Origin of the sequence: Pseudomonas sp. MIACH (assembly GCF_001269925.1) — a bacterium.
Classification (GTDB): domain Bacteria; phylum Pseudomonadota; class Gammaproteobacteria; order Pseudomonadales; family Pseudomonadaceae; genus Aquipseudomonas.
The window spans coordinates 136,254-161,031 of record NZ_LHVO01000002.1 but is presented as its reverse complement, the minus strand read 5'-3'; the positions used below and the strand labels follow the sequence as shown (position 1 = coordinate 161,031).

19 protein-coding genes are annotated in these 24,778 nt (G+C 61.0%); 10 read left to right on the top strand and 9 right to left on the bottom strand.

The window, feature by feature from the left end; translation table 11 throughout:
• Window positions 1-126 precede the first annotated feature (126 nt).
• From AD670_RS00760 to pbpC, 10 genes are all read left to right on the top strand, one after another.
• The gene (locus AD670_RS00760) at window positions 127-750 is read left to right on the top strand and encodes a CDP-alcohol phosphatidyltransferase family protein (protein ID WP_053127483.1); all 624 of its coding nucleotides are present in this window, start codon (window positions 127-129) and stop codon (window positions 748-750) included.
• 10 nt (window positions 751-760) lie between these two features.
• Complete coding sequence (locus tag AD670_RS00755; RefSeq protein ID WP_053127481.1) at window positions 761-2,515, top strand: bifunctional alpha/beta hydrolase/class I SAM-dependent methyltransferase; 1,755 nt, start codon at window positions 761-763, stop codon at window positions 2,513-2,515.
• A 2-nt stretch (window positions 2,516-2,517) separates the two neighbouring features.
• Window positions 2,518-3,816: a phosphatase PAP2/dual specificity phosphatase family protein gene (locus tag AD670_RS00750; protein ID WP_053127479.1), complete on the top strand. Its 1,299-nt coding sequence runs from the start codon at window positions 2,518-2,520 to the stop codon at window positions 3,814-3,816.
• On the top strand, window positions 3,806-4,249 hold the full coding sequence (locus AD670_RS00745; protein ID WP_053127477.1) for a hypothetical protein: 444 nt from the start codon (window positions 3,806-3,808) through the stop codon (window positions 4,247-4,249). Before AD670_RS00750 ends, AD670_RS00745 begins: the two co-directional genes overlap by 11 nt.
• 9 nt (window positions 4,250-4,258) lie before the next feature.
• Window positions 4,259-4,879, top strand: coding sequence for a 1-acyl-sn-glycerol-3-phosphate acyltransferase (locus AD670_RS00740; protein WP_053127475.1), 621 nt, complete (start codon window positions 4,259-4,261; stop codon window positions 4,877-4,879).
• Between the two features lies 1 nt (window position 4,880).
• Window positions 4,881-5,813 carry a phosphatidate cytidylyltransferase gene (locus AD670_RS00735; protein ID WP_053127473.1) on the top strand — a complete coding sequence of 311 codons (933 nt, stop codon included), beginning with the start codon at window positions 4,881-4,883 and terminating at the stop codon, window positions 5,811-5,813.
• A gap of 163 nt (window positions 5,814-5,976) precedes the next feature.
• On the top strand, window positions 5,977-6,441 hold the full coding sequence (locus AD670_RS00730; protein WP_053127471.1) for a helix-turn-helix domain-containing protein: 465 nt from the start codon (window positions 5,977-5,979) through the stop codon (window positions 6,439-6,441).
• Complete coding sequence (locus AD670_RS00725; protein WP_053127469.1) at window positions 6,432-7,019, top strand: mobile mystery protein B; 588 nt, start codon at window positions 6,432-6,434, stop codon at window positions 7,017-7,019. Before AD670_RS00730 ends, AD670_RS00725 begins: the two co-directional genes overlap by 10 nt.
• Before the next feature lie 94 nt (window positions 7,020-7,113).
• Entirely contained in the window at window positions 7,114-12,918 is a 5,805-nt protein-coding gene (locus tag AD670_RS00720) for an alpha-2-macroglobulin (RefSeq protein ID WP_053127467.1), read from the top strand.
• Entirely contained in the window at window positions 12,899-15,196 is a 2,298-nt protein-coding gene (gene pbpC, locus AD670_RS00715; protein ID WP_053127464.1) for a penicillin-binding protein 1C, read from the top strand. Before AD670_RS00720 ends, pbpC begins: the two co-directional genes overlap by 20 nt.
• On the opposite strand, the gene AD670_RS00710 is transcribed toward pbpC, so the two are convergent.
• The 9 genes from AD670_RS00710 to AD670_RS00670 form a co-directional block, all read right to left on the bottom strand.
• A complete protein-coding gene (locus tag AD670_RS00710) occupies window positions 15,193-15,570 on the bottom strand; it encodes a hypothetical protein (protein WP_053127462.1) in 378 nt (125 codons plus the stop codon). The two genes, pbpC and AD670_RS00710, sit on opposite strands and share 4 nt — an antisense overlap.
• Before the next feature lie 60 nt (window positions 15,571-15,630).
• Window positions 15,631-17,463, bottom strand: a complete 1,833-nt coding sequence (gene glmS / locus AD670_RS00705; RefSeq protein WP_053127460.1) for a glutamine--fructose-6-phosphate transaminase (isomerizing) — start codon at window positions 17,461-17,463, stop codon at window positions 15,631-15,633.
• Window positions 17,464-17,473: 10 nt separating this feature from the next.
• Complete coding sequence (locus AD670_RS00700) at window positions 17,474-18,244, bottom strand: DeoR/GlpR family DNA-binding transcription regulator (RefSeq protein WP_172681432.1); 771 nt, start codon at window positions 18,242-18,244, stop codon at window positions 17,474-17,476.
• 163 nt (window positions 18,245-18,407) lie between these two features.
• Window positions 18,408-19,775, bottom strand: coding sequence for a bifunctional UDP-N-acetylglucosamine diphosphorylase/glucosamine-1-phosphate N-acetyltransferase GlmU (gene glmU, locus AD670_RS00695; RefSeq protein WP_053127458.1), 1,368 nt, complete (start codon window positions 19,773-19,775; stop codon window positions 18,408-18,410).
• Between the two features lie 123 nt (window positions 19,776-19,898).
• The gene (locus tag AD670_RS00690) at window positions 19,899-20,315 is read right to left on the bottom strand and encodes a F0F1 ATP synthase subunit epsilon (protein WP_003195825.1); all 417 of its coding nucleotides are present in this window, start codon (window positions 20,313-20,315) and stop codon (window positions 19,899-19,901) included.
• Between the two features lie 44 nt (window positions 20,316-20,359).
• Window positions 20,360-21,736: a F0F1 ATP synthase subunit beta gene (atpD, locus tag AD670_RS00685; protein ID WP_003177062.1), complete on the bottom strand. Its 1,377-nt coding sequence runs from the start codon at window positions 21,734-21,736 to the stop codon at window positions 20,360-20,362.
• Window positions 21,737-21,763: 27 nt separating this feature from the next.
• Complete coding sequence (gene atpG / locus AD670_RS00680; protein WP_003195829.1) at window positions 21,764-22,624, bottom strand: F0F1 ATP synthase subunit gamma; 861 nt, start codon at window positions 22,622-22,624, stop codon at window positions 21,764-21,766.
• Between the two features lie 50 nt (window positions 22,625-22,674).
• Window positions 22,675-24,219, bottom strand: coding sequence for a F0F1 ATP synthase subunit alpha (atpA, locus tag AD670_RS00675; protein WP_053127456.1), 1,545 nt, complete (start codon window positions 24,217-24,219; stop codon window positions 22,675-22,677).
• A gap of 21 nt (window positions 24,220-24,240) precedes the next feature.
• Window positions 24,241-24,777 (bottom strand): F0F1 ATP synthase subunit delta, encoded by a 537-nt coding sequence (locus AD670_RS00670; protein WP_053127454.1) that lies wholly within the window; start codon window positions 24,775-24,777, stop codon window positions 24,241-24,243.
• Between the last annotated feature and the right edge of the window lies 1 nt (window position 24,778).

Genomic DNA, 24,778 nt, shown 5'->3' with positions numbered 1-24,778 from the left:
CTCAGTGCTTTCCAGATCGTGACTAACCCCCCATAAACACGAGCCATCACTGGTGCACGCCATGAATAATCGGCACACTCCAAGCAGTTTTTCGCGGGCTCTCGGACAAGGAAGCGTCACCCCCCCATGATTTCTATCTATCAGCTCAAACCGCGGTTCCAGAACCTGCTGCGCCCACTCGTGCAGCGCCTCTACGACAATGGCACCACGGCCAACCAGATCACCGTGCTGGCCGGGGTCATTTCCCTGCTGGTCGGCCTGTTGATCGCCAGCTTCGCCCAACACCTGTGGCTGTTTGCGCTGATCCCGCTGTGGATGATCCTGCGCATGGCCCTCAACGCCATCGACGGCATGCTCGCCCGGGAATTCGGCCAGCAGTCGCGTTTGGGCGCCTACCTCAATGAACTGTGCGACGTGATTGCCGACAGTGCGCTGATCCTGCCCTTCGCGCTGATCCCCGGCGTGAGCCTGGTGCCGGTGCTGCTGGTGGCGCTGCTGGCGGTGTTCAGTGAATACGCTGGCGTGCTGGGGCCGATGGTCGGCGCCTCACGGCGCTATGACGGGCCGATGGGCAAGAGTGACCGTGCGTTCGTCCTCGGCGTGCTGGCCACCGGTGTGGCGCTCGGCTGGCTCGGCGCCGGCTGGGTCGACACGGTGATGTGGCTGGTCGCCGCCCTGCTCGCCTACACCCTGGTCAACCGGGTGCGCCAGGGCCTGAAAGAAGAACAACACATCTCCCCTTCTGCATAAGGATTTTGCAATGCGCGAACAGCAAGAGCACACCTTCAGTACCCATGACGGCGTCGAGCTTTTCTACCGTCATTGGCCGGCCAGCGCGCCTGCGGACGGCGAACCGCGCAAGGCGATCCTGCTGTTTCACCGTGGCCATGAGCACTCGGGCCGTATCGCGCACCTGGTGGATGAACTGGGCCTGCCGCAGTTCGATTTCTTCGCCTGGGACGCCCGTGGCCACGGCCAATCGCCTGGCGAACGCGGCGACAGCCCGAGCTTCGCTACCAGTGCCCGCGATGTGCAGACCTTCCGCGACCATATCGGTGCCACCTATGGCATCGAGGAAGAACAGTGTGCCGTGATCGCCCAAAGTGTCGGCGCGGTGATCGCAGCCACCTGGGTGCATGACTACGCGCCGAAAATCCGCGCCCTGGTGCTCGCGTCCCCGGCGTTCAAGGTCAAGCTCTACGTGCCCTTCGCCCGGCCGGGCCTGGCGCTCATGCGCAAATTTCGCGGCAACTTTTTCGTCAACAGCTACGTCAAGGCCAAGTTCCTCAGCCATGACCCGGAGCGCGTGGCGTCCTACGACAGCGACCCGCTGATCACCAAGGCCATCTCGGTAAACGTGCTGCTGGGCCTGTACGAAGCCGCCGACCGGGTTGTCGCCGATGCCCAGGCGATCCAGGTGCCGACCCAATTGCTGATCTCAGGCTCCGACTTTGTGGTGCACCGCAAACCCCAGCAGCAATTTTTCGACCGTCTTGGCAGCTTGAAAAAAGAACTGCATATCCTCCCCGGTTTTTTCCACGACACCCTCGGTGAACGTGACCGCGCAGTGGCCGTGAACAGCGCCAGGCGTTTTATCCTGCAGAACTTCGCCCACCCGCTGGACCGCGCATCCCTGCTGGACGCCGACAAACTGGGCGCCACCTGCGCCGAATCCGAATCCCTCGCAGCGCCCTTGCCACGCAATTCCCTGCGCGACCTGTACTGGCGCCTGACCCGCGCCAGCATGGGCCTGGGCAAGAACCTGTCGGACGGCGTAAAGCTAGGCTTCGACACCGGCTTCGATTCCGGCAGCACCCTGGACTACGTGTACCGCAACACGCCCACCGGCAAGGGCAGGCTGGGGCGCATGATCGACACCAACTACCTCAACTCCATCGGCTGGCGCGGTATTCGCCAGCGCAAGCTGAACGTCGAGGAACTGCTGCGCCTGGCCATGGCCAAGCTGAGGGATGAACAGCGCGAAGTGCGCATCGTCGACATCGCTGCCGGTCATGGGCGCTACATTCTTGAAGCCTTGCAGGGCGTGTCGCCGCTGCCGGAATCGATCCTGCTGCGCGACTACAGCGACATCAACGTGCGCGACGGTGGCGCGCTGATTCGTGAGAAAGGCCTGGGAGACATCGCGCAGTTCGTCAAAGGAGATGCGTTTGACCGCTTGGATTTGGCGGCACTGCAACCCAAGCCGACGCTGGCGGTGGTGTCCGGGCTGTATGAACTGTTTGCCGATAACGCCATGGTCGGTGGTTCGTTGGCCGGCCTGGCTGAAGCCGTGGAGCCCGGCGGTTACCTCGTATACACCGGCCAACCGTGGCACCCGCAACTGGAACTGATCGCCCGCGCACTGACCAGCCATCGCCAGGGCCAGGCCTGGGTGATGCGCCGTCGCAGCCAGGCGGAAATGGACCAACTGGTAGAAGCAGCGGGCTTTCGCAAGATCACCCAGCGTGTGGATGAGTGGGGCATCTTTACCGTGTCCCTGGCCCAGAAGATCTGACCATGCGCGAACCCGGTTTATTGAAACCAGCGGTCTTGTGGCTGCTGTTGTTGGCGCCGCTGTTTTTCAGCACTTACGGCTTCGCCACGTGGGTCACCAGCCAGCGCAGCGACGTCGGCACCCTGGTGTTCGACTGGGAAACCCATATGCCGTTCTGGGCCTGGACCATCGTGCCCTACTGGTCCATCGACCTGCTCTACGGTTTCTCCCTGCTGCTGCCCAACAGCCGCCATGAGCTGAAGCAACACGCGTTGCGCCTGCTCAGCGCGCAGGTCATCGCCGTGAGTTGCTTCCTGATCTGGCCGCTGCGCTTTACCTTTGAGCGGCCGGAACTGGATGGCGTGTTCGGCTGGCTGTTTGCCGTGCTGGCGGGTTTCGACAAACCGTTCAACCAGGCGCCCTCGCTGCATATCGCGCTGCTGGTGATCCTGTGGGTCATGTATCAGCGCCACACCCAAGGAATGTGGCGCTGGCTGGTGCATGGCTGGTTCGCCTTGATCGGTATTTCGGTGCTGACCACTTATCAACATCACTTTATCGACTTACCCACAGGCGCCCTCGCCGGCTGGATCTGCGTGTGGCTGTGGCCGGTGGAACATCCAAGCCCCTTGCTGAATGCACGGCTGACCCGGGATTCGAAGCGCTGGCGCTTGGGCCTGCGCTACGGCCTGGGAGCCTTGGCACTGGCGATTCTGGCGTTTTCCCTGGGCGGCGCCTGGTTATGGCTGCTCTGGCCGGCGGTGTCCCTGGGCCTGATCAAGGCGAATTACCTGGTGCTCGGCGCGTCGGGCTTTCAGAAACGCAGCGATGGCCGGCTCACACCTGCGGCGCGTTGGCTGTATGCCCCCTACCTGGCCGGGGCGTGGATAAATTCGCGCCTGTGGACACGCAAACACCCACAGCCGGACCTGATTGTGGATAACGTGTGGCTGGGGCGGATTCCCAGTGCGAAAGAGCAGGATTCATTCAGCGCCATCGTCGACCTCTGTGCCGAATTGCCGATTAATCCACAGGGCCGCGCGTATCAAAGCATCCCCGTGCTGGACCTGATCGCCCCGACACCCGCCGAATGCCAGCAAGCCGCTGAGGCCATCGAGCGCCTGCGTTCAAGCGGCCCGGTGCTGGTGTGCTGCGCCCTCGGCTACTCACGTAGTGCCACCGCCGTCGCCGCCTGGCTGCTGCACAGTGGGCGCGCCGCCACGGTGGACCAAGCGCTGGCTATTATTCGTACAGCGCGGGCCCATGTGGTCCTGCATCCTGCTCATCGTCAAGCGTTGGAGGGTTTACCCCATGCCCGCTGATATGGAACTCCAGGTGGTCGCCAGCCTGCTGCGCCGTGGCCGTTCACTGGATCAGTTATCCACAGGCCTGACCGTGGCCGGTGTGCTATTTGGCTTGGCCCAATTACTGATGGCGAGTGTTTCAACCCTCTGCCTGCTGCTCAGCCTGTGGATGATTATCCTCGGGCTGCTGCAAAAGTACTGGGCGCTGCGCGTGGCCTTCGACGCCGACCTGTTCGCCCTGCTGGCCCGCGATACCGAGCGCACTGCGGACCTCGACCAAGCCCTGCAAGCCCTTGGCCTGCAATCGGCCAAGCGTGCCGGCCGGCCCTGGACCGAGCGCCGTCGCGGCGCCCTCAAATTGCTGCGCAAACAAGCCTGGCTGCTGGGCGCGCAAGCGCTGCTGACCCTCGCCGTGATCCTCGCCAGTCCCTGGCTGCCTTTCGCCGGATAAGGAATTCCCATGTTCGAACCCGTGGTCGCCACGCTCATTACCTCCATGGCCCGCACCGTCACCGGCGCCCGCAGCCTGTGGCTGGGTTGCGCGCCAGTGCCGGTGCAACGTATCTATTTCGCCAACCACAGCAGCCACGGCGACTTCGTACTGCTGTGGGCCTCGCTGCCGCAGAACCTGCGCAAATTCACGCGCCCGGTGGCCGGCAGCGATTACTGGAATAAAAGCGCCCTGCGCCGCTACATCATCAACCGCGTGTTCAATGGCGTGCTGATCGACCGCGAGCGCAAAGACCCTGTGGATAACCCCTTGCAGCCCATGCTCGCCGCGCTGGAAGGCGGCGACTCGCTGATCATCTTTCCCGAGGGCACGCGCAACCTGGAGGACGGCTTGCTGCCGTTCAAAAGCGGCATCTACCATCTGGCCAAAAGTTACCCACAGGCTGAATTGATCCCGGTGTGGATCGCCAACCTCAACCGGGTCATGCCCAAGGGCCGCGTGCTGCCGCTGCCTTTGCTGTGCACCACCAGCTTCGGCGCCCCCTTGCAATTGGAAGAAGGCGAAGACAAAACCGCGTTCCTTGCCCGAACCCGCGATGCCCTGCTCGCCCTCGCCCCGGAGCATTCCTGAGATGGATAGCCAAACCCTGATGTTATTCGGCGGCATCGGCGCGATCCTGGTGCTCGCCTCGCTGATCGGCCTGATCCTCAAACTGCGCACCCGCGGCACCCCCAATGCGGTGATCGACAACCTCAACGCGCGCATCAACGCCTGGTGGGTGATGGTGGTGGTCATCGGCATCGCCTTCTGGCTCGGTACTGGCGCGGTGATCCTGCTGTTCTACGCAGTGTCGTTCTACGCCCTGCGCGAATTCCTCACCCTCACGCCCACCCGGCGCAGCGACTACCCGGCCCTGGTGGCCGCGTTCTACCTGGCATTGCCGCTGCAATACCTGCTGATCTACTCGGACTGGTACGGGTTGTTCTCGATCTTTATCCCGGTGTACGTGTTCCTGCTGCTGCCGATCCTGGCCTCCCTGGGCGGCGACAGCACGCACTTCCTCGAACGCGCCTCCAAAGTGCAATGGGGGCTGATGATCGCAGTGTTCTGCGTGTCCTTCGTGCCCGCCCTGCTGACCCTCGACATCCCCGGCTACGAAGGCCGCAACCTGCTGCTGATCGCCTACCTGGTGATCGTGGTGCAACTCTCGGACGTGCTGCAGTACGTGTGCGGCAAGCTGTTCGGCAAACGCAAGATTGCGCCCAACCTGTCGCCATCGAAGACTGTGGAAGGCTTTGTCGGCGGGATTCTGTTGTCATCCCTGATCGGTGCGGCGCTGTGGTGGACCACGCCGTTCAACCCGTGGCAGTCGTTCCTGATCGCCTTGCTGATCAACCTGCTCGGCTTCGCCGGCGGCATCGTCATGTCGGCAATCAAGCGCGACCGGGGGGTGAAGGATTGGGGGCATATGATCGAAGGGCACGGCGGGATGCTGGATCGCCTGGATTCGGTGTGTTTTGCGGCGCCGATTTTCTTCCACCTCGTGCGCTACTGGTGGACCTGAACATCTTGAAAGCTAACAAATTGAATTACTTTGTAAGCCTATAGGCAAACAGAATCCTGTATTTTGTTAGCTTATAGGCTTATTTTTTTGTGCTTGCTGTATGCCTATAGGCTAATATTAATTTCAATATTGATAGCCTATAGGCTTACGAAGGTCTTTCACCATGGGTACTTCCAACCTCTACAAGCTGCGCCTTTCTCAAGTAGAACGCGCTATTGAACCCTTTAACACCGTTAAAGGCGCACCCGTTCCGCCAGGCGGATGGTTGCGGTCTATCAGAGAATCGTTGGGTCGCTCATTAAGAGCCCAGGCCGAAATAGCGGGCGTGTCTTCAGTGACCTTGACCAAGTCTGAGCGCTCCGAAGCTGAGGATCGCATTTCGCTTGCACAGCTAAGAAAGCTCGCGGCAGCACTGGACTGTGAACTCGTGTACGGCCTGGTCCCCAAAAAGCCCCTGCATGAAGTCATCCAAGACCGCGCCGAACTCATGGCCAAGCAAGAAATCCTAGGCGTCGCTCATTCCATGAGCCTCGAAGATCAACGTCCTTCTGATGCCTTCATCGAACGTCAGATTGATGAACGTCGCAAAGAATTGCTCGACGGTCCATGGACACGCCTATGGCAATAGAACTGGAACTTAAACCAGGTCAAACCCCGCTCGATCCGGACGAAGTCGCTGGGCTGAAACCGAGACACATCGCCACCCAAGGCGAATTGGATGAATGGGAGGCGCAAAACATCCTCAAAGCCTCGCGTTGGGTAGCTCGGCAAAAAAAGCTGGATGTGCTGAATGATCATTTCTGCCGCGAACTCCACGTGAAAATGTTCGACGACACTTGGAAGTGGGCCGGTACTTTCCGAAAATCAGATAAAAACATTGGCTGTGACTGGACACAGATTGCCGTCAACTTGCGTCAATTGCTCGACAACGTGGCTTACTGGCTGGAGCACAACGTATTCCTGCCAGAAGAGATTGCCGTGCGCTTTCATCATCGACTTGTGTGGCTACACGCTTTCCCCAATGGCAACGGTAGACATGCTCGCCTCATGACCGATTGCCTGCTGAGGCAATGTGGTCTTGCTCCCTTCTCCTGGGGGCGCGGTAACCTGGTGATCGTGAACGAAGTTCGCCAACGCTACATCCAGGCGCTTCGCGCTGCCGACGCCAATGATTACGCGCTGCTGTTGGCATTCGTGCGCAGCTGACTCGGTAAACATCCCCGCCGTGCGGCGTATCGGTGTCATCTTTTGTATCAAAGACGCGTGTAAGATACGCCGCACTTAGCCAGGGATGCTCACCATGTTCGATTCGCTCAAAGCCATCAGCCGTCGTGTTGTCGGTGTGTTTCTGACTGTGGTGGGGGCCGTTTTTGGCCAATGGCATCCGCCGCTGTGGCTGCGCGCCATCGGCCGTGGCCTGGCGAACCTGGGTAACAAGGCCCGCGCTTATCCGCGCCAGGCCGGTGCCGGCGTATTGGGCCTGGTGCTGCTTGCGGCCGCTGGCTTCTATGGCTGGCACTGGTACTCCAACCTGCCGCAGCCCCATACCGTGGGCTATTCGCTGCACAAACCCAATCTGACTGACTACACCCAGCAACCGCCGGTTGTGGATAACTTGCAAGTGCGTTTTGCCGAATCGGTGGCCCCGCTGGCCGCCATTGGCAAGCCGGTCACCGAAGGCATCACCCTCAAACCTGGCGTGGCCGGTACCTGGCGTTGGTCCGACGACCGCACTCTGCTGTTCGTGCCGGAGAAAGACTGGCCCATCGAAGCGGGTTACACCCTTGATCTGGCCAGGAAAGGTTTGCTGGCCAATGGCATGCTGCTCAGCCAGTACAGCAGCCAGTTCTCCACCCAACCGTTCCGCGCCACCCTGGCACAAAACGAGTTGTATCAAGACCCGTCCAACCCAACGCTGAAACAACTGGTGGCGACCTTCCATTTTTCCCATCCGGTCGATGAAGACAGCCTGCGCAAGCGCGTCTCCGTAACCCTCGGCAAAGGCCTGGCCTACCGCGACGCGCAGTTGCCCAACCGTCCGGAGATCAGCTTCGACGAGACCAAGCTCAACGCTTACGTACGCTCCGCCGCCCTGGCCACGCCGCTGGAAAGCACGCCGGTCAGCGCCAAGTTGGATGAGGGCGTCAAAGCCCGCGACGGCGGCAACGCCAGCACCGCGCCGCTGGTGGCGGAAGTCACCGTGCCCGGCCGCTATCGCCTGACCTTTACCGGCGCCGAAGTGAGCTTTGTGGATAACGAGCGCGGCGAGCCTGAGCCGGTGCTGATGTTCAGCAGTTCCAGCGCCGTAGCCGATGACACCATTGCCGGTAAGGTCCAGGCCTGGCTGCTGCCGGAAAAAGCCCAGGACGACACCCGTCCCTATAACAGCAACGACATAGACGACGCCCTGCTGGCCCGTAGCACCAAGGTCACGCTGACCCACGTGCCCAGCGTCGAACCGCTGAACACCCTGCACGCCTTCAAGTTCAAGGCCCCGGCCGGCCGTGCCCTGTATGTGCGCGTGCCCGCCAACCTGGAAGCCATCGGTGGCTACCTGGCGAAAAACCCGACGGCCTCTCTGATCAGCATGCCGGCTTATCCGCGCACCTTGCAGTTCCTGTCCGACGGCGCGTTGCTCAGCCTCAATGGCGAAAAACGCCTGGGTTTCATGGCCCGTGGTGTACCTGGCGCCCATGTGGAAATCGCGCGCTTGCTGCCCAACCAATTGCAGCACCTGGTGGACCAGAGCAGCGGCAGCTTTGCCCGTCCCAATTTCGGCAACGAGTACTTCGACCGCATGGTTGAACGCCAGTCCCTGGATATTGCGCTGTCGTCCTCGGACCCGGCGAAAACCGTCTATGACAACGTCGATCTGAGCCACTACCTCACCGCCAACGGCGGCCGTCGCGGCATTTTCGTGCTCAAGCTCAGCCCTCAGGATGAGCCGGCCGAGCGCACGTTCGACTATTCGCGCAGCACCACCTCTGACCTGCGCTTTATCGTGGTCACCGACCTCGGCATCATCGCCAAGCGCTCCAGCGATGGCAGTCATGACGTGTATGTGCAGTCCATCGGCAACGGTTCGCCGGTGTCCGACGCCCAGGTCGACATCATTGGCCGCAACGGTCTGCCCGTGAGCAGCGGCCACACCGACGGCGAAGGCCACGTGCATTTCGCCAAGCTGGATGAACTGCGCCGTGAGAAAACGCCGCTGATGTATGTGGTCACTCGCGGCAATGACCAATCGTTCCTGCCGATCGCCCGTCAGTCGCAGCAGCTGGATTTGTCGCGCTTCGACGTAGGAGGTTTGGAAGAAGACGGCGCGATTGATCGCCTCAGTGCCTACCTGTTCACCGACCGTGGCCTTTACCGCCCTGGCGAAACCGCGCACCTGGGCATGATCGTGCGCAGCGGCAACTGGAAAGGTGCCCTGCAAGGCCTGCCCGTGGAGTTGCAGATCACCGACCCACGTGGCCTTGAAGTGATTCGCCAGCCGCTGAAACTGTCTGCCAGCGGTTTTGAAACCTTTGATTTCCCCAGCAGCGAAGTCGCCCCCGCCGGGGATTACACCGCGACCTTGCAGTTGATTGGCCAGAAACAGACCCGCACCGACCTGGGCAGTGTCAGCTTCAAGGTTCGTGATTTCGAGCCGGACCGCATGAAGGTCAGCCTGAGCTTGCATGACACCCCGGTGCAGGGCTGGATTCCACCGGACCAGGTGGTGGCCAAGGTCACCGCGATGCACCTGTTCGGCGCGCCGGCGGCCGGCCGTCGCGTCACCGCAAAAATGTCCCTGAGCCCGACGCTCGCGGCATTTGAGCGTTACCCCGACTACCGTTTCCGCCTCAACGATTCCCTGGAAGAGGCCAGCACCGAAGACCTGGCCGAAACCACCGTCGACGACAACGGCCAGGCCGTACTCGACCTCAACCTGCAACGCTTCGCCAACAGCACCTATCGCTTACAAGTGATGACCCAGGTGTTCGAGGCCGAAGGGGGTCGTAACGTGGCGGCGCAAAGTGCGTTGCTGGTGTCGTCCGCACCCTACCTTGTGGGTGTGAAAAGTCAGGACTCGCTGTCGTACGTCGCCAAGGACGCCCCGCGCCAGGTGCAATGGCTGGCCGTCGCGCCAGACCTCACTCCGCTGGCGGTGGATGGCCTGACCAGCGAAGTGGTCGAGCATCGCTACGTGTCGGTACTGGTAAAACAGTCCAACGGCACCTACAAGTACGAGTCGCGCATCAAGAACATCAGCCAGCCGGCCTCACCGCTGGTGATGACCAAGGACGGCGCCAAGCAGACGCTGAACACCGCCACCCCTGGCGATTTCACCCTGCAAGTGAAGGACGCCAACGGCAACCTGCTCAACCAGATCGACTACAGCGTGGCCGGACGCGGGAATACCTCGCGCTCCCTGGAACGCAACGCCGAGCTGCAACTGCGCCTGGATAAACGCAGCTACGCCACCGGCGATGAGATCGCGATCAGCATCCGCGCGCCTTACACCGGTGCGGGCCTGATCACCATCGAGCGGGACAAGGTCTACACCCAGCAGTGGTTCAAGGCCGACAGTACCAACAGCGTGCAACATATCCGCGTGCCTGCGGGGCTTGAGGGCAATGCCTACGTCAACGTGCAGTTTGTGCGCGACATCGGCTCGTCCGAGGTCTATATGAGCCCGCTGTCCTACGGGGTGGTGCCGTTCAGCATCAACCTGGATGCGCGACGCATGGCGTTGAAGGTCGAGGGCCCGGCGAAAATAGAGCCGGGACAGACCCTCGACATCAAGGTCAACGCCGACCGCCCCGGCCGCGCGGTGGTGTATGCGGTGGACGAAGGCATCTTGCAGGTAGCGCGCTACCAGACGCCCGACCCGCTGGGTTTCTTCTTCCAGAAGCGTGCGCTGGAAGTCGGCACCAGTCAGATCCTTGACTTGATCCTGCCGGAATTCAGCCGCCTGCTCAGTGGGGCGGCGCCCGGTGGCGATACGGAAGGCGCCCTGGCCAACCACCTCAACCCGTTCAAGCGTAAACATCAGCCGCCAGTGGCCTGGTGGTCCGGGCTGGTGGACTTGCCCGCCGGTGAAACCGTGCTGCATTACCAAGTGCCGGACAGCTTCAACGGCAAGCTGCACCTGTTTGCGGTGGCAGTGGATGCCGACAGCGTGGGCGTCAGCGAGGCCAATACCGAGGTCCGTGGCCCGATCGTCATCACGCCGAACGTGCCAGCCTTCGTGGCGCCGGGTGATGTGTTCAACGTCAGCGCCGGGGTATTCAGTAACCTCGAGGCTGCGGCGGACGTGAAGTTTGAAGTGCAGACCAGCGACGGCCTGGTGGTGCAGGGCGACAAAGCCAGCACCTTGTCCCTGCAACCGCGCAAGGAGGGCACCGCCGAGTTCAAGATCAAGGTCGGCGAAACCCTCGGTTCGGCGGATTTGCGCTTTGTCGCAGTGCTGCCGGATGGCAAGCGGATCCAGGTGGCGGAAACCACTTCGATTCGCCCTCTGAGCGAGCATCGCGTGGCCCTCAGCCTGGGCCGCTTCGACAGCGCCAGCAAAGAGCTCAAGCCCACCCGTGAACTGTTCAGCCAGTTGCGCGACGTGCAACTGGGTGTGGCGGCCTCGCCGCTGGTGTGGGCCAACGGCCTCAAGCATTACCTGGATGACTACGGCTATGCCTGCACCGAGCAACTGGTGTCCAAGGCCATGCCGGCGTTGATCTGGGGCGGTACCGCACCCGAGGCAGAACAGGCCTTCAGCAGCGCGGTGCGCATGTTGCGTCAGCGCCAGAACCAGGCCGGTGGTTTCGGTTTGTGGGCCGCCAACCCGGATGTGGCGCCCTACGCCAGCCTATATGCCACCGATTTCCTGATCGAAGCCAAGGAGCGAGGGCTGCCGGTGCCGGAAGACCTGCTGGTGCGCGCCAACAGCTATCTGACCGACCTGGCCAACGGCCCGAGCGAAGGCCTGTCGGAATTGCGCAACCGCGCCTACGCCAGTTACCTGTTGAGTCGTCAGGGGATTCTGGTGAGCGGCGCCTTGAGCGATATCCGCGAACGCTACGAAAGCTACTTCAAGGACAGCTGGCAGAACGACCTGGGCGCCGCGTACCTGGCGGCCAGCTACAAACTGCTCAAGCAGGATCGCCAGGCCGACACCGTGTTCCGCAAGATCCCTTGGCGTTCACTTGTGGATAAGTGGGACAGCGATGGCCTGTATTACGATCCGCTGGTCCACGATGCCGAGCACCTGCATCTGCTCGCTCGCCATTTCCCCGAGTTGCTTGACGATGTTCCTACCGCCCTGCTGGATAAACTCGGCAAGCGCCTCAACGAACAGCGCTACAACTCGCTGTCGGCGGCGCTGTTACTGCGCGCCTTGGACAACTACGGCCAGCGCGCGCAAAGCGATATGACCCTCAAGGCCACCGCCTGGCTGGGCGACAAGCAGCAACAATTGCTGGAAATGGCCGGCCAGCCACCCCGCGCAGCGGTGCCGGGCGCCACGCAAAAACTGCTGATGGAAAAATCCGACGGCCCGGCGGCGTTTTACATGCTCAGCGAAGCCGGTTTCGATAAGGGTGCCAAGCTCAAGCCGATCAACAACGGGCTGGAGATCATCCACGAATACCTCGACCTCAAAGGCGAGCCGGTGAGCACAGTGGCGGTGGGCGATGAGTTCCTGGTGCGCTTGCGCCTGCGTGCCACCGACCGTGACCAAGTGCAGCAAGTGGCCGTGGTCGACCTGCTGCCCGGTGGCGTCGAGCCTGTGTATAACTTGCCACCGGAGCCGGAAACCGCCAGTACCGAGGAAAGTGAAGGCGAAGAGGCCGATTACGTAGAAGAAAGCGATCAGGAAGCCGATGCCTGGCAAGCGCCGATCGGCGAAACCGAGCTGAGCAACTGGCAGCCGGACTACGTGGATGTGCGTGATGATCGGGTGGTGTTGTACGGCACGGCACTGCGCGACGTAGGCACCTTCGTCTATCGCGTGCGCGCCACCAACGCCGGCACGTTCAATACGCCACCGGCCTACGCCGAAGGCATGTACGAAACCACCCTGCAAGGGCGCGGCAAAGTAGGCCAGCTTGAAATTACCAAGCCTTAAACGCCTGGCGCCGCTGCTGGCAGCGGCGCTGGTGCTGGCGGGGCTACGGCTGTGGCCCCATGCCCCGCTGGAACAGGCTGTGACGTCGTCACGGGTGGTACTGGCCGATGACGGTTCGCTGCTGCGCATGACCCTGGCGGATGACGGCCAATACCGTTTATGGCTGCCGCTGGAGCGCATCTCGCCGTCACTGGTCGAGGCCTTGCTGCTCAAGGAAGACCGCAATTTCTACTGGCACCTGGGGATCAATCCCCCGGCGTTGATGCGCGCGGCCCTGGCCACCTACAGCGGCGGCCAGCGTCAGGGCGGCTCGACCTTGAGCATGCAACTGGCGCGGCGCCTGTGGGATCTCAACACCCGCCAGGTACCCGGCAAGTTGCAGCAGATGGCCTTGGCCCTGTGGCTGGAGGCGCGCTACAGCAAGCACGACATCCTTGAGGCGTACCTGAACCTGGCGCCCATGGGCGGCAATATCGAAGGCGCCGAAGCGGCCAGTCGCATCTACTTTGGCAAGGCGGCGGCGCAGTTGTCGTTGTCCGAAGCCTTGGCGCTGGCGGTAATTCCCCAGCAGCCGGGGCGGCGCGCACGCTTTGGGCCCTCACTGCAAAACGCGCGACTGCGCTTGATGCATGACTGGCGTGAAACTTATCCACAAGACCCGCGTAACGACAGTTTGCTCGACCTGCCCCTGGAAGCCCGCAACCGCCAGCAGATCCCGTTTCTGGCGCCGCATCTGAGCGAGCAGCTATTGGCCTCCCAGCCAGGCAACGAACTCAACAGCACCCTCAACCTGCCCCTGCAGCAATTGCTCGAACGCCTGATCAGCGGCTTTATCGCCGAGCGGCGCAGCACCGGTGTGGAAAATGCCACGGCCATCCTGATCGACAGCCGCGACCAGAGCGTCAAGGCGCTGGTGGGCTCGGCGGATTACTTATCCACAGGCATCCACGGCCAGGTCAACGGCGTATTGTCACGCCGTTCGCCAGGTTCGACCCTCAAGCCGTTTCTCTACGGGCTGGCGCTGGATCAAGGGGTCATCCACCCCATGAGTATCCTCAAGGATTTGCCCAGTAACTTCGGCTACTTCCAGCCGGAAAATTTCGACGGCAGTTTTGTCGGGCCTCTGACCGCACGGGATGCGTTGATCCGTAGCCGGAATATCCCGGCGGTGTGGCTGGCCAGCCAAGTGAAGTCGCCGTCGTTGTATGGCTTGCTGCAACGCGCCGGGATCAAGGGCCTGCGCGCTGAAAGCCATTACGGCCTGGCCCTGGCCCTCGGTGGAGGCGAGATGACACCCGAGGAGCTGGCGCGACTGTATGTGATGCTGGCGGGCGACGGCCATCTGCGGCCGTTGCGCTATTTACAGGAGCAGCCCCAGGCCACCGGCCCGCAGCTCCTCACCCCGCAGGCCGCCTTCATGGTGCGCGACATGCTGCGCCGCAACCCGCGACCGGATGGCCTGCCCGCGCGGCACTGGCGCACCGCCTGGAAAACCGGGACGTCCTGGGGGTTCCATGATGCGTGGAGCGCGGGCCTGGTCGGTCCCTATGTGCTGGTGGTGTGGGTGGGCAACTTCGATGGTCGACCCAACCCGGCGTTTATCGGTGCCAAGACCGCTGCACCGCTGTTCTTCCGCATCGCCGACGCCCTGCCCCTGGCCTTGCCCAACGTCGTGATCAAGGCTGACAAACCACCTGCCGGCCTGGTGCGCATCGACGTCTGCGCCGCCTCGGGCGAATTGCCCAACCGCTGGTGCCCGCAAACCCGCAAGACCTGGTACATCCCCGGTGTTTCACCGATTCGCGTGTCCAACCTGCACCGCCCGGTACTGATCGACACCCGCACCGGCAAGGCCGCGTGCCCGCCGTTCGAGGCGCAATACACCCGCGAGGAAGTCTTCGAATTCTGGCCCAGCGATATACAACGCCTGTACCGCGCCGCCGGCCTGCCCCGCCGCACGCCACCCAACGTGATGAAAAACTGCCAGCCCAACCGCATCAGCGACCAGAGCGAAGCCCCGCAGATCCGCTCGCCGCTGACTCAAGTGAGTTATCAGTTGCGCCTGTCCCAACCCCAGGAAAGCATCCCACTGAACGCAAATGCGGCCAGCGATGCGGCGACGCTGTACTGGTTTGCTGATCAAACCTTGATCGGCCAGGGCCCGCCGCAAGCCACATTGAACTGGCGGCCGGGCAAGTCGGGAGAGTATCGGTTGCGGGTCAGTGATGATCAGGGGCGTAGTGCGAGTCGGGGGTTGAGGGTGGAGTTTGTGCCTTAGGAGTGGCCATCACACTCTGCAAGCTCCACGTAGTTCGACTGCCCACCTCCCGTCGCCCCCGACAACCAGCCCCACACGAAACTCAGCGTGGTACGCCCGGCAGCATCGATACCGATGATGCCCCGCGACCAGCCGGCCAGCAGCTCACCTTCCAGCGTCAGGCACTGATACAGCAACTCGATAGCGTCTGGGCCTGTGACGCGGCCGACCTGCGTACCCAGGCGGATACGGCCGCCTTGGTAGGTGCCGGAAATCGCATCGCCTTCGACCAGATAATGAAACACCGTACCCGCGCCGGACAGCCCGTGGGTGTTATTGGCGACGGTGAATCGGCGGTTGTGCAAACGCTCGTGGAGTTGCGAGGGAGTGTTCATTGAAGGCGCGTCCTTTCGCGGGGATCTGGAGGTCCGGGTGGACCTCCAGGGTAGAGCGGGTTACTCCACCGTCACCGACTTCGCCAGGTTACGCGGCTGGTCAACGTCGGTGCCTTTGAGCACGGCGACGTAGTACGACAGCAGTTGCAGCGGGATGGTGTAGAGGATCGGCGACAGGGTGTCGTGGATGTGCGGCATGTTGATGACGTGGGTGCCTTCGCCGTTGGTCATGCCGGCTTTTTCGTCGGCGAACACGATCAGTTGGCCGCCACGGGCGCGGACTTCCTGCAGGTTGGACTTGAGCTTCTCCAGCAGTTCGTTGTTCGGCGCGACGGTGACCACCGGCATGTCGTCGTCCACCAGGGCCAACGGGCCGTGTTTGAGCTCACCGGCCGGGTAGGCTTCGGCGTGGATGTACGAAATTTCCTTGAGCTTCAGCGAGCCTTCCATCGCCACCGGGTACTGCGCGCCACGGCCGAGGAACAGAGTGTGGTTCTTGTCGGCGAACAGCTCGGCGACTTTTTCCACAGTGCTGTCCATGGCCAAGGCTTCGCCCAGGCGGGTCGGCAGGCGGCGCAGTTCTTCCACCAGGGTGGCTTCGACGCCGGCAGCCAAGGTGCCGCGAACCTGGCCCAGGGACAGGGTCAGCAGCAACAGGCCGACCAACTGGGTGGTGAACGCTTTGGTGGAGGCCACGCCGATTTCGCGACCGGCCTGGGTCAGCAGGGTCAGGTCGGACTCACGTACCAGGGAGCTGATGCTGACGTTGCAGATCGCCAGGCTGGCGAGGAAGCCCAGTTCCTTGGCGTTGCGCAGCGCGGCCAGGGTGTCGGCGGTTTCGCCGGACTGGGAAATGGTCACGAACAGCGTGTCGGGCTGCACCACCACCTTGCGGTAGCGGAACTCGCTGGCGACTTCGACCTGGCACGGGATGCCGGCCAGTTCTTCCAGCCAGTAACGGGCAACCATGCCGGCGTGGTAGCTGGTGCCACAGGCGACAATCTGCACATTGCGCACTTTGGCGAACAGCTCGGCGGCTTGCGGGCCGAAGGCATTGACCAGCACTTGCTTGTCGCCAAGGCGGCCTTCCAGGGTGCGTTGCACCACGGATGGCTGTTCGTGGATTTCCTTGAGCATGAAGTGACGGAACTCGCCCTTGTCGGCAGCTTCGGCACCATCGCGGTATTGCACCGCTTCGCGCTCGACGGAATTGCCGTTCACGTCCCAGATCGCCACGCTTTCACGACGGATGTCGGCAATATCGCCTTCTTCCAGGTACATGAAGCGGTCTGTCACCTGGCGCAGGGCCAGTTGGTCGGAGGCGAGGAAGTTCTCTCCCAGGCCCAGGCCGATCACCAGCGGGCTGCCACTGCGGGCGGCAACCACGCGGTCCGGTTGGCTGGCGCTGACCACGGCCAGACCGTAGGCGCCGTGCAGTTCCTTGACCGTGGCCTTGAGGGCGGTGGTCAGGTCGCTGTGGTCCTTGAGCTTGTGGTTGAGCAGGTGGGCGATGACTTCGGTGTCGGTGTCCGAGGTGAAGACGTAGCCCATGCCTTTCAGTTGTTCACGCAGCACTTCGTGGTTTTCGATGATGCCGTTGTGCACCACGGCCAGGTCGCCGGAGAAGTGCGGGTGGGCGTTGCGTTCGCACGGCGCGCCGTGGGTAGCCCAGCGGGTGTGGGCAATGCCCAGGCGACCTACCAGCGGCTCGCCGGCCAACGCCTGCTCCAACTCGCTGACCTTGCCTGGGCGGCGCATGCGCTCAAGCTTGCCCGCGTTGGTGAAGACGGCCACGCCCGCACTGTCGTAGCCGCGGTATTCCAGGCGCTTGAGGCCTTCAAGCAGGATGGCCGTTACGTTACGTTCGGCGACTGCGCCAACAATTCCACACATGCTGCTTCTCCTAGATGATTGCCGCGCATATCAGCGTAATGCCGCGGGCTTGGATCTGGTCGCGGGCCTCAAGCGGCAGGCGATCATCGGTAATCAGGGTATGGACGCTGCTCCAGGGCAGTTCCAGGTTGGGAATCTTGCGGCCGATCTTGTCGGATTCGACCATCACCACCACTTCACGGGCGACCTCGGCCATCACACGGCTCAGGCCCAGTAATTCGTTGAAGGTGGTGGTGCCACGCTGCAGATCGATGCCATCGGCGCCGATGAACAGTTGATCAAAGTCGTAGGAACGCAACACCTGCTCGGCGACCTGCCCCTGGAACGAGTCCGAATGCGGGTCCCAGGTGCCACCGGTCATCAACAACACCGGCTCGTGTTCCAGTTCGCTCAAGGCGCTGGCCACGTGCAGGGAGTTAGTCATGACCACCAGGCCGGGCTGGTGGCCCAGTTCCGGGATCATGGCGGCGGTGGTGCTGCCGCTGTCGATGATGATGCGGGCGTGCTCACGCAAACGCATCACGGCAGCACGGGCGATCGCACGCTTGTAGGCCGAGACCGGTTGGGCGGGGTCGCCCACCAGTTCCTGAGGCATGGTGATCGCACCACCGTAACGGCGCAGCAACAGGCCGTTACTTTCGAGCGCGGCCAAGTCCTTGCGGATGGTGACTTCCGAGGTTTCGAAACGCTTGGCCAATTCGTCCACGCTGACTTCGCCCTGTTCGTTGAGCAAGGTCAGGATGTTGTGGCGTCGTTGGGGTGTATTTCGTTTCGACATGATGATGATAAGTTTCGTTTCGAAAGATAACGAAGGCAATCAAAACCTATTGGCAAGATATCGTCAAGCGTCGGGAACAGATTTTTCGAACAACACACGACAAATGTGGGAGGGGGTTTGTCCCCTCCCACATTTGGGTAGTACTGCTGATTAGACTGTGGATAACTCAGGTCTTTTTGATTTTGACCGGGCGTTTCCAGCCGTCGATGTTACGTTGGCGTGCACGGGCCACGGCCAGTTGGGACTTATCCACATCCTGATTGATGGTTGAGCCTGCGGCAGTGTTCGAACCATCACCGATAGTCACTGGCGCAATCAGCGAGTTATTCGAGCCGATGAAGACGTCCTCACCAATAGTGGTCTGGTACTTGTTGGCACCGTCGTAGTTGCAGGTGATTGCGCCAGCGCCGATGTTGCTGCGGGCGCCGATCACCGCGTCACCGAGGTAAGCCAGGTGACCGGCCTTTGCGTCGTCGCCCATTTGTGCGTTTTTCAGTTCGACGAAATTGCCGACGTGCGCCCTGGCACCCATCACTGTGCCCGGACGCAAGCGCGCAAACGGGCCGGCATCGCTGCCCTCGCCCATCACCGCACCGTCGATATGGCTGTTGGCCTTGATCACCACGCCCTTGCGCAGGGTGCTGTCCTTGATCACGCAGTTCGGGCCGATGACCACGTCGTCTTCGATGATTACGCGACCTTCGAGGATCACGTTGATGTCGATCAGCACGTCGCGGCCCACGGTGACTTCACCGCGCACGTCAAAGCGTGCCGGGTCGCGCAGAGTGACGCCCTGGGCCATCAGGCGGCGGCCTTCGCGCAGTTGGTAGTGACGTTCCAGTTCGGCCAGTTGCTTGCGATCATTGGCGCCCTGCACTTCCATCGGATCATGGGGCTGTTCGGTGGCGACCAGCAGGCCATCACTCACGGCCATCTCGATCACGTCGGTGAGGTAGTACTCGCCTTGGGCGTTGTTGTTGGACAGGCGGCTCATCCAGTCGGCAAGACGATCGGCCGGCACCGCGAGGATCCCGGTATTGCCTTCGGTGATAGCGCGCTGGGCTTCGCTGGCGTCCTTGTGTTCGACGATGGCCGTGACCTTGCCTTCTGCGTCGCGCACGATGCGCCCGTAGCCGGTGGGGTCATCCAGTTCGACGGTGAGCAGGCCCATCTGGCCAGGCACTACGTGCTTGAGCAGGCGTTGCAGGGTTTGCACTTCAATCAGCGGCACATCGCCGTAGAGGATCAGCACGGTATCGGCCGTGATAAACGGCACCGCTTGGGCGGTGGCATGACCGGTGCCAAGTTGTTTGTCCTGCAATACGAAATTCAGGTCATCTGCGGCCAAGCGCTCACGCACCACATCGGCACCATGACCGATCACTACGTGGATACGTTGTGGGTCCAACTGTCGAGCGCTGTGGATAACATGCCCAAGCATGGAATTGCCCGCAATCGGGTGCAGCACCTTGGGCAGGGCCGAACGCATGCGGGTGCCCTGGCCTGCGGCGAGAATGACGATTTCAAGAGACATGAATGGCTACCAATCCTGGACGGTCCCGGCTTCAGACCAAAGATGTATTTTGCTAAAAAAGAAAAAGGGTAGCCGAGGCTACCCTTTTTAATCAATCGCGCATAAGCATCACGGCGTGGCCGCTTACTTCTTGCGGATCTGCTGGAGCGTGCGCAGCTGAGCTGCAGCCTCGGCCAGACGTACAGCAGCAGCGCTGTAGTCGAAGTCCGCACCCTTTTCGTTCAGGGCCTTCTCGGCAGCCTTGACGGCTTCCTGAGCGGAGGCTTCATCCAGATCGCCAGCACGTTGCACGGTGTCGGCAAGTACCTTGACCATGTTCGGCTGAACCTCGAGGAAACCACCGGAGATGTAAAACACCTCACGTTCCCCGCCTTGCTTGGTCAGAGTGATCGGACCTGGCTTCAAGCTGGTGATCAGCGGTGCGTGGCCCATGGCGATACCAAGATCACCCAGGTCACCGTGCGCTGTCACAAACTCCACCAGACCGGAGAAGATTTCCCCTTCCGCGCTGACGATATCGCAATGGACTGTCATAGCCATCTGATTGCCTCAACCTGATGAGCGCCCGTTTCCGGGCGCTTGGATTACAGTTTCTTGGCTTTCTCGATCGCTTCTTCGATGCCGCCGACCATGTAGAACGCTTGTTCTGGCAGGTGGTCGTAGTCACCGTTGAGGATGCCTTTGAAGCCAGCAATGGTGTCTTTCAGGGAAACGTATTTACCCGAAGCACCGGTGAAGACTTCAGCCACGAAGAACGGCTGCGACAAGAAGCGCTGGATCTTACGAGCACGGTTTACCAACTGCTTGTCGGCTTCCGACAGCTCGTCCATACCCAGGATCGCAATGATGTCCTTCAGTTCTTTGTAACGCTGCAGCACGTACTGAACGCCGCGAGCGGTGTCGTAGTGCTCCTGGCCGATCACGTTCGGGTCCAGCTGGCGCGAAGTCGAGTCGAGTGGATCGACCGCCGGGTAGATACCCAGGGAAGCGATGTCACGGGACAGAACGACGGTGGCGTCCAAGTGGGCGAAGGTGGTCGCAGGCGATGGGTCGGTCAAGTCATCCGCAGGTACGTATACCGCTTGGATCGAAGTGATCGAACCTTCCTTGGTCGAAGTGATACGTTCTTGCAGAACGCCCATCTCTTCAGCCAGGGTCGGCTGGTAACCTACTGCGGAAGGCATACGGCCCAGCAGTGCGGATACTTCAGTACCGGCCAGGGTGTAACGGTAGATGTTGTCGACGAACAGCAGAACGTCGTTACCTTCGTCACGGAACTTCTCGGCCATGGTCAGGCCAGTCAGTGCTACGCGCAGACGGTTTCCCGGCGGCTCGTTCATCTGACCGTAAACCAGTGCCACTTTGTCCAGAACGTTGGAGTCCTTCATCTCGTGGTAGAAGTCGTTACCCTCACGAGTACGCTCACCCACACCGGCGAACACGGAATAACCGCTGTGCTCGATGGCGATGTTACGGATCAGTTCCATCATGTTTACGGTCTTGCCTACACCGGCACCACCGAACAGACCGACTTTACCGCCCTTGGCGAACGGGCAAACCAGGTCGATAACCTTGATGCCGGTTTCCAGCAGGTCGTTGCCGCCAGCTTGTTCCGCGAACGAAGGTGCTGGACGGTGAATGCCCCAGCGCTCTTCGGTGTCGATCGGGCCAGCTTCGTCAATCGGGTTGCCCAGTACGTCCATGATCCGGCCCAGGGTCGCTTTACCGACCGGTACGGAGATGGCAGCGCCAGAGTCGATAACGTCCAGACCGCGCTTCAAGCCTTCGGTGGAACCCATCGCAATGGTACGAACTACGCCGTCGCCCAGCTGCTGCTGAACTTCCAGAGTAGTTTCCGCGCCTTGTACTTTCAGCGCGTTGTAGATGCTCGGTACGCTGTCGCGTGGAAATTCCACGTCGATAACGGCGCCGATGATTTGAACGATACGTCCGCTACTCATAGCTGGATCCTCTGAATATTTGAACCGTTAAACCGCGGCAGCGCCGCCGACGATTTCCGAGATCTCTTGGGTGATCGCAGCCTGACGCGCCTTGTTGTAGATCAGCTGCAAATCGCTGATCAGATCACCGGCGTTATCGGTAGCGTTTTTCATCGCGATCATCCGCGCCGCTTGTTCAGCTGCGTTGTTCTCGACCACCGCCTGGTACACCTGCGACTCCACGTAGCGCACCATCAAGCCGTCAAGCAGCTCTTTGGCGTCTGGTTCGTAGAGGTAGTCCCAGTGGTGCTTGAGTTCCTGATCCGGAGTCGCCACCAGTGGAATCAATTGCTCCACGGTTGGCTGCTGGGTCATGGTGTTGATGAACTTGTTGGATACCACGGAGAGGCGGTCAATCCGGCCTTCCAGGTACGCATCCAGCATCACCTTCACACTGCCGATCAAATCATTGATCGACGGCTCTTCACCCAGGTGGCTGATAGCTGCAACGACGTTACCGCCGAAGTTGCGGAAAAAGGCCGCACCCTTGCTACCAACAACACACAGATCGATCTCGACGCCGTTTTCGCGGTTTACCGCCATGTCCTTGACCAGGGCCTTGAACAGGTTGGTATTCAAACCACCGCACAAACCACGGTCACTGCTCACTACCACATAACCCACACGCTTGACGGCGCGCTCGATCATGAACGGGTGGCGGTATTCCGGGTTGGCGTTGGCCAGATGCCCAATTACCTGGCGGATACGCTCCGCATAAGGACGGCTAGCAGCCATGCGCATTTGTGCCTTGCGCATTTTGCTGACCGCCACTTTTTCCATGGCGCTGGTAATTTTTTGCGTGCTTTTGATGCTCGCAATCTTACTGCGAATCTCTTTTGCGCCTGCCATGTAACACCTATCAGGTTAGCAAGCGGGAGCCTTGCGGCTCCCGCTGCGGCTTACCAGGTTTGGGTGGCCTTGAACTTCTCGATACCGGCTTTCATGCCAGCGTCGATATCGTCATTGAAGTCACCCTTCACGTTGATCTTCGCCATCAATTCGGCGTGATCGCGGTTGAAGTAAGCAATCAGCGCTTGTTCAAAGCTGCCGACCTTGGCGATTTCAACGTCGGTCAGGAACCCACGCTCAGCGGCATACAGCGACAACGCCATGTCAGCGATCGACATTGGGGCGTATTGCTTCTGCTTCATCAGCTCGGTAACGCGCTGACCATGCTCAAGTTGCTTACGGGTCGCTTCGTCCAGGTCAGAAGCGAACTGGGCGAATGCCGCCAGTTCACGGTACTGAGCCAGAGCGGTACGGATACCACCGGAGAGCTTCTTGATGATCTTGGTCTGAGCGGCACCACCCACACGGGATACCGAAACACCGGCGTTCACTGCAGGGCGGATGCCCGAGTTGAACATGGCCGATTCCAGGAAGATCTGACCGTCGGTGATGGAAATCACGTTGGTCGGAACGAACGCGGAAACGTCGCCAGCCTGGGTTTCGATGATCGGCAATGCGGTCAGGGAACCGGTTTTGCCGGTCACTGCGCCGTTGGTGAACTTCTCTACGTATTCTTCGGAAACGCGGGATGCGCGTTCCAGCAGACGGGAGTGGAGATAGAACACGTCGCCTGGGTAAGCTTCACGGCCTGGTGGACGGCGCAGCAGCAGGGAAATCTGGCGGTAAGCCACTGCTTGCTTGGACAGATCGTCATAAACGATCAGCGCGTCTTCACCGCGGTCGCGGAAGAATTCACCCATGGTGCAACCGGAGTACGGTGCCAGGAATTGCAGCGCAGGAGATTCCGAAGCACTGGCAGCCACGATGATCGTGTTGGCCAGGGCGCCGTTTTCTTCCAGCTTGCGAACCACGTTGGCGATGGTCGATTGCTTCTGACCGATGGCTACGTAGACGCAGAAAATGCCGCTGTTCTTCTGGTTGATGATCGCGTCGATCGCCAGAGCGGTTTTACCGATCTGACGGTCACCGATGATCAGCTCACGCTGGCCACGGCCGACTGGGATCATGGCATCGACAGCCTTGTAGCCAGTCTGTACAGGCTGGTCTACCGACTTACGCCAGATCACGCCTGGAGCAACTTTCTCGACCGCGTCGGTCTCGGTGTTGCCCAGTGGACCTTTACCGTCAACAGGGTTACCCAGTGCGTCGACTACGCGACCCAGCAGTTCCTTACCAACCGGAACCTCCAGGATGCGGCCTGTGCACTTGGCGCTCATGCCTTCAGCCAGACTGGTGTACGCGCCCAATACAACGGCACCTACGGAGTCTTGCTCCAGGTTGAGGGCCATACCGAAGACGCCGCCCGGAAACTCGATCATCTCGCCGTACATAACGTCGGCCAGACCGTGAATCCGCACGATGCCGTCAGATACGCTGACGACAGTGCCTTCGTTACGGGCTTGGGAGGTCACATCGAGCTTGTCGATGCGGCCCTTGATAATTTCACTTATTTCGGAAGGATTGAGTTGCTGCATTGCTCTGCTGCCCCTTCAAACTCAAGATTTCAATGCTTCGGCAAGATTCGCGAGTTTGCCGCGAATCGAGCCATCGATAACCAGGTCGCCGGCGCGAATGACAACACCCCCAATAAGGGATGGGTCTTCCGCAACTTGCAGGCGCACTTCCCGGTCGAGTCGTGCACTGAGAACCTTGGCGAGTTTGTCTTGCTGTTCTTGGTTCAATGCAAAAGCACTGGTCACTTCAACGTCTACCGATTTCTCTTGCTCGGCCTTGTACAGGTCGAACAGAGCGGCAATCTCCGGCAAAAGCAGGAGACGGTCGTTTTCGGCGATGACATTGATGAAGTTCTGCACTTTCACATCAAACTTGTCGCCGCACACTTCAATAAAAGTGGCGGCCTTGTCTGCGCTCGTCAGTCGCGGGGCCTTGAGCACGCGCTGCATGGTGTCGTCTTGCGACACTGCTGCAGCCAGGCCGAGCATGGCTGACCAAGAGGCCAGCTGCTGGTGGGCCTGGGCGTGCTCGAAGGCTGCCTTAGCGTAAGGTCGGGCCAACGTGGTCAATTCTGCCATG

Bases quoted from the DNA above. Each gene is read 5' to 3' on its own strand.
- AD670_RS00760 (WP_053127483.1), top strand. From the start codon at position 127: ATGATTTCTATCTATCAGCTCAAACCGCGGTTCCAGAACCTGCTGCGC.
- AD670_RS00755 (WP_053127481.1), top strand. From the start codon at position 761: ATGCGCGAACAGCAAGAGCACACCTTCAGTACCCATGACGGCGTCGAG.
- AD670_RS00750 (WP_053127479.1), top strand. From the start codon at position 2,518: ATGCGCGAACCCGGTTTATTGAAACCAGCGGTCTTGTGGCTGCTGTTG.
- AD670_RS00745 (WP_053127477.1), top strand. From the start codon at position 3,806: ATGCCCGCTGATATGGAACTCCAGGTGGTCGCCAGCCTGCTGCGCCGT.
- AD670_RS00740 (WP_053127475.1), top strand. From the start codon at position 4,259: ATGTTCGAACCCGTGGTCGCCACGCTCATTACCTCCATGGCCCGCACC.
- AD670_RS00735 (WP_053127473.1), top strand. From the start codon at position 4,881: ATGGATAGCCAAACCCTGATGTTATTCGGCGGCATCGGCGCGATCCTG.
- AD670_RS00730 (WP_053127471.1), top strand. From the start codon at position 5,977: ATGGGTACTTCCAACCTCTACAAGCTGCGCCTTTCTCAAGTAGAACGC.
- AD670_RS00725 (WP_053127469.1), top strand. From the start codon at position 6,432: ATGGCAATAGAACTGGAACTTAAACCAGGTCAAACCCCGCTCGATCCG.
- AD670_RS00720 (WP_053127467.1), top strand. From the start codon at position 7,114: ATGTTCGATTCGCTCAAAGCCATCAGCCGTCGTGTTGTCGGTGTGTTT.
- AD670_RS00710 (WP_053127462.1), bottom strand. From the start codon at position 15,570: ATGAACACTCCCTCGCAACTCCACGAGCGTTTGCACAACCGCCGATTC.
- glmS (WP_053127460.1), bottom strand. From the start codon at position 17,463: ATGTGTGGAATTGTTGGCGCAGTCGCCGAACGTAACGTAACGGCCATC.
- glmU (WP_053127458.1), bottom strand. From the start codon at position 19,775: ATGTCTCTTGAAATCGTCATTCTCGCCGCAGGCCAGGGCACCCGCATG.
- AD670_RS00690 (WP_003195825.1), bottom strand. From the start codon at position 20,315: ATGGCTATGACAGTCCATTGCGATATCGTCAGCGCGGAAGGGGAAATC.
- atpD (WP_003177062.1), bottom strand. From the start codon at position 21,736: ATGAGTAGCGGACGTATCGTTCAAATCATCGGCGCCGTTATCGACGTG.
- atpG (WP_003195829.1), bottom strand. From the start codon at position 22,624: ATGGCAGGCGCAAAAGAGATTCGCAGTAAGATTGCGAGCATCAAAAGC.
- atpA (WP_053127456.1), bottom strand. From the start codon at position 24,219: ATGCAGCAACTCAATCCTTCCGAAATAAGTGAAATTATCAAGGGCCGC.
- AD670_RS00670 (WP_053127454.1), bottom strand. From the start codon at position 24,777: ATGGCAGAATTGACCACGTTGGCCCGACCTTACGCTAAGGCAGCCTTC.